7 protein-coding genes are annotated in these 9528 nt (G+C 43.7%); 4 read left to right on the top strand and 3 right to left on the bottom strand.

The features are described from left to right. Window positions 1–337: 337 nt before the first annotated feature. The gene (locus AB9H30_RS15785) at window positions 338–418 is read right to left on the bottom strand and encodes an NAD(P)H-dependent oxidoreductase (RefSeq protein WP_371195668.1); all 81 of its coding nucleotides are present in this window, start codon (window positions 416–418) and stop codon (window positions 338–340) included. Window positions 419–699: 281 nt separating this feature from the next. Here AB9H30_RS15785 and AB9H30_RS15780 point away from each other — a divergent pair, with 281 nt between their 5' ends. The 3 genes from AB9H30_RS15780 to AB9H30_RS15770 are packed head-to-tail and all read left to right on the top strand — an operon-like array spanning window position 700 to window position 2620. After that, window positions 700–1221: a phosphatase PAP2 family protein gene (locus tag AB9H30_RS15780; protein WP_371195662.1), complete on the top strand. Its 522-nt coding sequence runs from the start codon at window positions 700–702 to the stop codon at window positions 1219–1221. Window positions 1222–1230: 9 nt separating this feature from the next. Next, window positions 1231–2337 (top strand): MJ1255/VC2487 family glycosyltransferase, encoded by a 1107-nt coding sequence (locus tag AB9H30_RS15775; protein ID WP_371195661.1) that lies wholly within the window; start codon window positions 1231–1233, stop codon window positions 2335–2337. Beyond that, window positions 2330–2620, top strand: a complete 291-nt coding sequence (locus AB9H30_RS15770) for a DDE-type integrase/transposase/recombinase (RefSeq protein WP_371195660.1) — start codon at window positions 2330–2332, stop codon at window positions 2618–2620. The genes AB9H30_RS15775 and AB9H30_RS15770 overlap by 8 nt, the downstream gene beginning before the upstream one ends. A gap of 68 nt (window positions 2621–2688) precedes the next feature. Here AB9H30_RS15770 and AB9H30_RS15765 read toward each other — a convergent pair whose 3' ends face one another. Beyond that, window positions 2689–4179 carry an inorganic triphosphatase gene (locus tag AB9H30_RS15765; protein WP_371195659.1) on the bottom strand — a complete coding sequence of 497 codons (1491 nt, stop codon included), beginning with the start codon at window positions 4177–4179 and terminating at the stop codon, window positions 2689–2691. Between the two features lie 219 nt (window positions 4180–4398). Between AB9H30_RS15765 and AB9H30_RS15760 the strand changes: the two genes are divergently transcribed. Continuing rightward, window positions 4399–5595, top strand: coding sequence for a lipase family protein (locus tag AB9H30_RS15760; protein ID WP_371195658.1), 1197 nt, complete (start codon window positions 4399–4401; stop codon window positions 5593–5595). A gap of 90 nt (window positions 5596–5685) precedes the next feature. Here AB9H30_RS15760 and putA read toward each other — a convergent pair whose 3' ends face one another. Further along, a complete protein-coding gene (gene putA / locus AB9H30_RS15755; protein ID WP_371195657.1) occupies window positions 5686–9498 on the bottom strand; it encodes a bifunctional proline dehydrogenase/L-glutamate gamma-semialdehyde dehydrogenase PutA in 3813 nt (1270 codons plus the stop codon). Window positions 9499–9528: the final 30 nt, after the last annotated feature.

Raw genomic sequence — 9528 nt, 5'->3', positions numbered from 1 at the left:
AGTAACATATTCTGGATTTTCAATCGGCGTTGGTTTAACGGGTACATAATGTCCAGAAAATACTTGTCTTGGCGCGTAATCAATGCCATTTTTGGTAGCATCAGGATCGCAGGTTAGGGTATTAATAAGAGAGTAATCAGCCAGCTTACCAAGGTCTTCAAGGGTGACAACATTATCATGGCTTTCATTTGCGCTGCTGTTATTTTACGTATCCATATGTCTATTTTCTCAAGGTTGAATTTTTAAGATTGGTACTGATACACAAATATTACCATGCAGGCCTTTCATAGTTAAGGCGACTATTCTTTTCACGCAATGGTTGATTGCTTCTATGGCATCAAAAGACGAACACTCGCTCAAGCCAACCTTTCAAAATCGCCGGTGTTGACAACCAGTAAAGGGGAAATTGCGCATTCAAGCATGTCGCAAGGAGCCGCCACCATCGATGCGATCAGCATATAAATCACATAATTCGGAAGTTTTAATTTCCATGCTGGGTAAGCTCTTACTGAATTAGACCCATCCACACTAGTTGAAAATGCAGGCGGAGTAAACCTTATCGCGAAAATTGTCTCATTAATCCTTTAAGCGCTGTGCGTAGCACTTATATTGTCATATTCTCTTCGCATAAGTGTCACGATTGCTTAATAAAAGTCCACTACTCTGAGCTTCCATTGAATATGACGCTAGGGACATCAGATGAATCGACTAGCAGATTTAGACACATGGGTTTTTCAATGGGTAGCACAATATACTTCGTCTTCTACACAGCCTATTTCAATCTACTTTAGATGGGTGTCAAAAACTGGAGATGGACAACTCTATATTTTACTCGCCGCCATATTATTCTATTTTGATGAGCAACATGGTGCTTTATTTTTATACACAGCGCTCACCGCATATTGTTTTGAGATCCCTATGTATCTGATATTAAAGCACGGATTTAAGCGCAAACGTCCATGCGATCTTTTCTTAAATGTAGAGGCATATGTGATACCCGCAGACAAATTTAGTCTGCCATCCGGGCATACCGCAGCAGCATTTTTAATGGCAACGATCATTATGCATTTTTATCCGAATTTAGCGCTTGTCGCATATTTATGGGCTTGCATGGTTGGACTTTCTCGCATTGTATTGAGAGTGCACTTTCCGCTAGACGTTTTGCTCGGCGCAAGCTTAGGCATTGCCGTTGCGCTATGTAGCATCTACTTTTTTGGATAAGGCAATTGCATGAAAATTCTTTACGGGGTTCAAGGCACTGGCAATGGGCATATTACTCGCGCCAGACACATGGCTGAGGGCTTTGCTCGGCGCAATGATATTCAGGTTGACTACTTATTTAGCGGCCGTAAGCCCAATGGCTATTTTGATATGCAAAGTTTTGGTAACTACCAAACCTCAAGAGGACTGACTTTTGTTACCAATAATGGTCGCGTGCAAAAACGACAAACCATTGCCCACAACAATGTCTTTTACTTTGCCACTGAATTAAAACAAAGAATGGTTAAAAATTATGATTTAATTATCAATGATTTTGAACCCATTTCAGCATGGGCAGGAAAATTATCGGGTGTGCCGTCGCTATCGGTAAGTCATCAGGCCGCTTTTTTACATCAAGTTCCTAAGCATAAACAAAGCCTACTCGACAAGGCAATTACCCAATACTTTGCACCAACACAATATAGCTTAGGTACGCATTGGTATCACTTTGGTCATCAGATCATACCGCCTTTCGTTGCTAGGCAATGTAGCAAACAAACTATCGAGCAAGCAGTTAAGCCAATCAATATAAAAAGCAAGGCGATATTGGTGTATTTACCATTTGAAGATACCCAGCTCATTACCGAGCAGCTAAACGACTTAAGTGACTATCTATTCATATGTTATCACCCAGCGGTAACACACGCTTACTACTCGCAAAACATTCACTGGCGACCTTTATCCACCAAAGCATTCAAGCAAGATTTAGTCAATTGTACAGGCGTCATTGCAAACTGCGGCTTTGAATTGTCAACCGAATGCCTTAGCTTGGGTAAAGCATTGTTAGTAAAGCCCTTACAAGGTCAATACGAACAGTCGTCTAATGCCTATACCTTGCAAACCCTCGGCTTGTGTGAAGTTATGCATGACTTGAACAGTGATGAAATAGACGAATGGTTGCAATGTAAACAGGGCATAAAAATTGACTACCCCAGCAACTGCGATAGCTTTATTGACTGGATTGCAGAAGGCGACTGGCAAGCACCCGAAGCAATTTGTAAAAGCCTTTGGCAACAAGTGCGCTTTCCTGATAGCCTCAAAGACAAGCTTAAACATTTTCAAACGGCAATTGAGTGATACTTGGTATCTTGATGAGGTATTCATCAAGATCAAAGGTGTGCTGCATTACCTTTGGCGGGCTGTCGATCAGGATGGTGATGAAATCGATATTCTCGTTCAGAAACGTAAAGATAAACATGCAGCTAAGCTTTTTTTCAAAAAGTTATCAAAAGGCCAGCAAGCCGCACCAATCAAGATAGTCACCGATAAATTACGCAGTTATTCAGCAGCCAAGAAAGAACTGATGCCGCTTGCAGAACACTCAACCCAGCAGTACGAAAACAACAGATGCGAGTTGTGAACAAAATTTAGCGAAGGCAGTTAAATTGTGGTTCTGTCCATCCGAATTCGGTCACTTGACAGTACAGCTTACCAATATACCTCTGCGCGCATTGCAATATTGCGAGAGCGCTCCATAACTTCGAGTAGGCTAGCGGTTTTATCTTTGATCCATTGCTGAAACTCAAGTAAGTCTTCAACTTCGCACTCAACTGATGCATCTTGCAAAAATGCCAGTGCTTTAAGCTCTTCGATACCCTGCAATAGGTCAAGCCATGGGGCCCTGAAGTCACCTCGAGTATCAGTAAACAACTCTCCTAACAAAAAACCATTGGTTAACGACTGCTTTAACAATATCTCGATTGAAAGATACTTTGCCGCGTCCATTCTGCCATTTGTAGGTAGCGACTGCATAACGGTTTGCCAACTTTGCGACAACCAACCATTTGCATGTTTAGTAACCGGAATATCAGCACCATCTGTTTGTTCTCGCCATGGTTTTTCAACAAGTAAGCGCGATGCACTCAGTTGCACCGTGCTACTCAAGTTCGACATTAGCAATTCTTCCGGTTTATAAGCTAAAAACAAACCTTCTCTGCGGCCGAGTAAATAATTAACCATTTGTTGATTTTTAGGGACACGTTTGCAAAACGCGCCTTTGCGAGAACGCAGTTGGTGAATACTCACTAAGTCTTCTTGCCATGACCATTGCTGCACAAGGCTGAGTAACTGTTTATGAAGTAACAAGAGATGGTCTGATTGCAGTACAGGCAAATATAACGATACGCTTTGCATCAACAACACTAGACTCTCTCGCACTTGCGTAAGTGCTTTGGCATCTTGAGTTTGCAAATACAAGCCTTGATGATACTGCCAATGCGTCAATGCGCATTCAATGGCTTTACACAAACCCGATTCAGTTGTATCTGAATAGTGCAAAGGTAAAAACGAGGGAAGTGTTTTTGTGCCCACTCGGCCGCCTTGTATAAGCTGGTAACCTCTACCGGCTTTAGTAATATTGCTTAAGCGTACGGGCATAACGAGTGCAATCTGCTGTGCCAAATCAAACAGCATTTTCGGTTCACCTTGCTTAAGTTCGAGCTCAATCTCTCTGATTTGTAGACTATCATCTTCGGTTTTGACCTCGCCTATGTCTAGTACAAGCTCAACGCAGCCTTTGTCGGTAGTAATATCAAACTGAGTTCGTTGAAAATGGGTAGTAAATAACTTAGCAATGTTGCGGTTAACTTTCTCTACGTCAAAGTCATCCCCCCAAATATCCGGGTCAAATTTGTGTAAGTCTGGGATGGGGGCAGCAAGTGTGACATTATATTCTGGACGCTGATGCAGTCCTCCCTGAACTTGACCTTGTGTCTTAACGGTTTGTTCATAACCACCGTCAATAGCTCGCACCCGAAAACCCATTCTGCGCTTACCCAATAGCTGATCCGGCGTATCATAATATTCATTAAATACCGCTTTATCGAAACGTTTGACCTCTGCTTTTAATGAAGGAAAAAATTCTGACTCCAATCGCTCTAGCGCGTTTTCTTGTACAACTAATTTTAATTCAATTTCCATTCTTGTATCTCTATGCAGATGCTTCAATCAGTCTTTTAACTCACTTGTCACAACAAGTATAAACCTTATTTTAAGACTCAATAGCAATACTTGGTGGTTCCAAGCGTTCGCATAATTTTTAACCAATATCGCAAAAAAGGCTATATACTCATGAACGTAAGGCCTCAAAAAAACAAGCGTACTCCAACGAATAGCCAAAGCGATTAAAGGGAAACCACCATGACGGACAGTTACTTTCAATCAATCAGCGACAAAGACACTAGCCGCAGTATTCTTAATTTAGACTTGCCAACCTACCGACAAGCATACAGCGATCGTACGGCATGGGTTATGTCGGTACTATCTGAATTAGCCTATATCAAGTTTAACCCCTTGTTTAAAGCCACTGTCCCTGCTTCGGAGGATGGTAAGCAGGGCGAAGCTGCCGCGAACAAACCGGAATACATAAAAGCACACTTTATTCAGCGGATCACTAAAATGATCGATGCCGATCGCGCTGAATTACTCTCGGGCATCATCGATAAAGTGCTCTACAATCACGAAGAAGAGCAGGCTCGTTTAAATGCGCAGCTCAGCGAGTTTGATTTTAAAATCATAAAGGTCTTTGACAAAGGCGGTACGCAGGCCATTCTTGTTCAAAATAAAGAGTATATGGTGTTAGCATTCAGAGGCACCGAAACCGACTCGCTTGACGATATCAAAGCAGATGCTCGTGCAAATATTCGCAAATGCGAAACTCAGGGCATGATCCACAGCGGATTTTACTTTGCTTACCAAGAGATACGATTGGAAGTTGAACAAACTCTTCTAAAATCGCCGTATTGTAATAAGCCTTTATATATTACTGGGCACAGCTTAGGCGGAGCCTTAGCCACGGTTGCAACCAAATTTATATATCATAAAGGCGGCCTATCGGCGTGCTACACCTTTGGCTCTCCTCGAGTGGGGAACGACGATTGGATCAATAATATAAAAACGCCTATTCACCGCTTAGTTAACGCCGCAGATTGCGTAACCATGCTTCCCCCTGGCGACGTCACTGTAACGATATTGGCTACCATTGCTAAAATTATACCGGGTGCAGGAGAACGCGCGGCGGCTTGGCTTCAAGCTAAGTTTGGAGGGTATATGCATGCTGGTAATATGCGATATCTTACCAACTGTAATCCTGGAGACTTCGACGACGTAAAAGTACTTTATACGGTAAGTTTTTTCTACAGAATTAAAGCCTTAGTATATAAATCTCTGCCCTTTTCTAAGCTGTTAGCCGATCACTCCATCAGCACTTATAGCAAAAAGCTCATGATCATTGCTTTTAAACGCAACAAAGCCAAAATGCTACCCGATGACGAGAAGCCCAAGCCAGCGCCCAGAAAGAAAAGAACTACAAGCGCCGCTAAACCAGCGGAAAAATAGCCTTCTACAAAAAAGTGCGATGCTGCTTGCTCGCAGTCATCGCACTTTTTAAGACCTCAGCTCTGCCTCAGCATGCCTTCAGCAGATAGCTTAGTCGTCATCTTCATCGGTCAATGTCATCAATGAGGTATTCCCTCCTGACGCTGTCGTATCGATCGATATGGTTTTCTCTGTTAACAATCGTTGGATCATGTTGTCGTTATAGCGAGCAGTAATCGTCGGCAATATCGCTCCTTGTCTCTGCGCCAATTCCCTTGCAATATAGGCCGCTCGAGGTGTAGCCGTATCGATGACTACACCGTTTAATGCTGGGTGCTTGAGCAAGGCTTCTAAGTGCCTTAGCCTTGCTACGTGGAATATGTTTTTAGGCGCACCAGTGGTTTCAAGTTTGTTCTTAAAGGCTAATGCCTCTTCATAGAAGAGCTCAGAAACAACCGAAATCACCACATTACCGGTAGCAAGCGCAGTAACAATGGACAGAACCCAGTATTCAAACGCAACTTCTTTGTCTGCAAAGGTAACAAGTATGCCTCTAGGCTCTAAATGCAAAGTGTTCGACTCACCGGTAGGCCCGGGTAAGACCTTGGCTTTTTTCAAACGTTTTTCAATGGTAATGAGCTGCGCACGAGCGGTAGCTAAGGTTTGATTTAAATCATCGGCCAACTCATCAACAATATCAACGATTGCGATTTTTGCGAGCAGTTGACGCACCCAAGAAATCCGCGATGTTAAAGAAGTTAGGCGCCAGGGCTGAGCCACGGACATCGCTTGTGTCATCATATTAGCAACGTCTGCATAGTCTGATTTATCACTGGCGAGGGCTTTATCATCCGAAAATTCATGGGTAACCGGAGCGGCTACTGGTGTCGATTTTTCTACCATTAAACGCGGTAAATAATTCGGTCCACCGGCTTTTGGCCCAGTACCTGATAATCCGCGACCACCAAATGGCTGCACGCCAACAATAGCGCCAATCATGTTGCGATTAATGTAAACATTACCTGCGTTTGAAAGCTTTGCGAGCTCATGAGCACGCTCTTCGATACGCGAATGTATGCCCATTGTTAAGCCAAATCCTGTGCCGTTGATTTGCTCAATCACTTCATTGATTTTCTTACCTTTGAAGCGAACCACATGTACACATGGGCCAAACACTTCTCTTTCTAGCAGATCGATACTGTCAATTTCATATAATCTAGGCGCAAAAAAAGTGCCGTTTAAACTGTCATCAACATCACACTGATAAAGCAGTTTGGCGCCTTTTGTATTGGCCATTGCTTGGGCATGCTGGTTAAGCGAATTCAAAGCCTTGCTGTCTATAACTGGGCCGATATCGGTAGAGAGCCACTGTGGATCTCCAACTTTTAACTCTTTTAACGCGCCAATTAGCATTTTTATTATGTCATCAGCAATATCTTCTTGAACAAATAGCACTCGCATTGCCGAGCAGCGTTGACCCGCGCTTTGGAAGCCGGATGTAATAACATCGTCAATGACCTGCTCTGGCAATGCAGTTGAATCCACAATCATACAGTTTTGACCGCCGGTTTCAGCGATTAGTGGAACTTGCTCAACGCCGCGCTCCGCTAACTTTTGCGAAATCAACGTACCGGTTGCGGTAGAGCCCGTAAACATCACACCTTTGATGCGCATATCGGGCAACAAGGTATCGCCCACATCGGGGCCACTGGCTAAAACTAATTGCACCACATCTTTTGGTAAACCTACTGAATACATTAGCTCTAGTGCACGCTTGGCAATTAAACTGGTTTGCTCTGCAGGTTTTGCAATAACCGTATTGCCTGTAACAATTGCGGCAGTTACTTGGCCTAAGAATATGGCGAGCGGGAAGTTCCAAGGACTAATGCACAAAATAACGCCACGCGGCGCTAAACGATTATCCGGATCAAGCTCTTCTGCTCTGGCAGCGTAGTAACGACAAAAGTCGACCGCTTCGCGCACTTCATCAATACCGTCTTGAGCAATTTTACCGGCTTCTTTTATACATAAACCAATCAACTCATCCATGTGCCGCTCGAGAATATCAGCAGTAGCTTTGAGCACTTGCGCTCGGGCTTCTACGGGTGTTTGCGACCATGTTTGAAAAGCTTCACTGGATGCATCAAGCTTTGCCCGCATGTCAGCCTGATTATCAAACTGATGATAGCCAATCACTTCGTCATGATTAGCAGGATTCAATACCGCATGCAGACTTTCTTTATTTGGCATTTCAGCAACTTGTTGCATATGCGAGCTAAACCACTTTTCCAAATGAAATTTAGTATTGGCTAGCTGATTCATGTCATATAAGTCGAGGCCACGTGAATTCTCTCGTTCTTTGCCATATAGATTAAGCGGCATACTGATTTGATCGTTTTCGCGGCGAGTCAAGCGCTGGGTATGCTCAACCGGATCGCCAAGCAATTCTTCGACTTCTTTTTCATCGTTAACAATTGCGTTTACGAATGAAGAATTGGCGCCGTTTTCTAATAAACGCCTCACTAAATAAGCAAGCAAATCCTCATGTTCGCCCACTGGCGCGTACACTCGACACTGAATGCGATCTTGTTCCACAATTTGGTCATAAAGTGTATCGCCCATGCCGTGCAAACATTGGAATTCAAAGTTTTCTTTGTCATCCCCTGCCAATTCTAAAATCACAGATGCACTATATGCGTTGTGAGTGGCAAACTGAGGATAAATAGTATCTCTGTACGCCAACAATCGGTTTGCACAAGCGTGATAAGAAACGTCCGTAGATGATTTGCGGGTAAACACCGGAAAGTCTTCTGCACCCATTTGTTGCGTGTGTTTAATTTCGGTGTCCCAATAAGCGCCTTTAACCAAGCGCACCATCATGATTTTACCCACTTTTTGAGTCAGCTCTCGTAGCCAATCAATTACAAATATGGCGCGCTTTTGGTAGGCCTGTACGGCTATCCCAAATCCATTCCAACCCGCTAAGTCCGGATCGCTGAATACGCGCTCAATTATATCTAGCGAAATTTCTAAGCGTTCTGATTCTTCCGCATCAACGGTTAAACCAATATCATGCTCTTTTGCCATTAAGCAAAGTACTTTCAGCTTGTCGCTAATTTCATCAACAACTGTTTCGTGCTTTAAGAAATCAAAGTGTGGATGAATCGCCGATAGCTTGACTGAAATACCAGGGCTCTTTTTGGGACCCCTGCCTTTTGCAGCTTTACCAATGATCTTAATCGCATGCACATACGAATCATAATAACGCTGGGCGTCTTCACTGGTTCTTGCACCCTCGCCGAGCATGTCATAAGAATAAACGTAGCCTTTTTTCTCCTTCACTTCTGCACGCTCTACAGCATCTTCGATAGTTTCGCCCATTACAAATTGCTTGCCCATCACTTTCATAGCAATGTTCATGGCACGACGAATAACTGGTTCACCCAGCCGACCTAGGGTCTTTTTCAGAAGGCCTAGTTGTTCTTGTTTACGTTTATCTGCGTAAGTCACCATGCTGCCAGTAAACATTAGACCCCAAGCCGATGCATTTACAAACATCGAATCACTGTTGCCTAAATGCGGTGCCCACTTGCCTTGCGAAAGTTTGTCGCGAATCAGTTCGTCTTGAGTACCTTTGTCTGGCACTCGCAACAACGCTTCGGCCAAGCACATTAATACCACACCTTCAGATGTCGATAGCGAATATTCATTGAGCAATGCATCGACCCCGCCATGCGCTGAATTTTCACGGCGAATGCGAAGCACCATAGTCCGTGCGCGCTCCCATGCACGGCTGCGCGCACGCATATTAACCTCTGCCTCAGGTAAAATATGATCGATGGCACGCGCTTCGCTAATTCGATAAAAGTCACGGATTTTCTGGCGTATGAGTGACTCGGTAGCAAGATTACTGCGTACTAACATGTGGAACCTCTTTGCGGTTAATGTGGGTAA

This window comes from Glaciecola sp. SC05 (genome assembly GCF_041380235.1).
GTDB lineage: Bacteria > Pseudomonadota > Gammaproteobacteria > Enterobacterales > Alteromonadaceae > Glaciecola.
This window is presented reverse-complemented; position numbering and strand designations above follow the sequence as displayed.

What these genes read in the sequence shown, in the direction of transcription:
- AB9H30_RS15780 (WP_371195662.1), top strand. Translation starts at nt 700, where the DNA reads ATGAATCGACTAGCAGATTTAGACACATGGGTTTTTCAATGGGTAGCA.
- AB9H30_RS15775 (WP_371195661.1), top strand. Translation starts at nt 1,231, where the DNA reads ATGAAAATTCTTTACGGGGTTCAAGGCACTGGCAATGGGCATATTACT.
- AB9H30_RS15760 (WP_371195658.1), top strand. Translation starts at nt 4,399, where the DNA reads ATGACGGACAGTTACTTTCAATCAATCAGCGACAAAGACACTAGCCGC.
- AB9H30_RS15765 (WP_371195659.1), bottom strand. Translation starts at nt 4,179, where the DNA reads ATGGAAATTGAATTAAAATTAGTTGTACAAGAAAACGCGCTAGAGCGA.
- putA (WP_371195657.1), bottom strand. Translation starts at nt 9,498, where the DNA reads ATGTTAGTACGCAGTAATCTTGCTACCGAGTCACTCATACGCCAGAAA.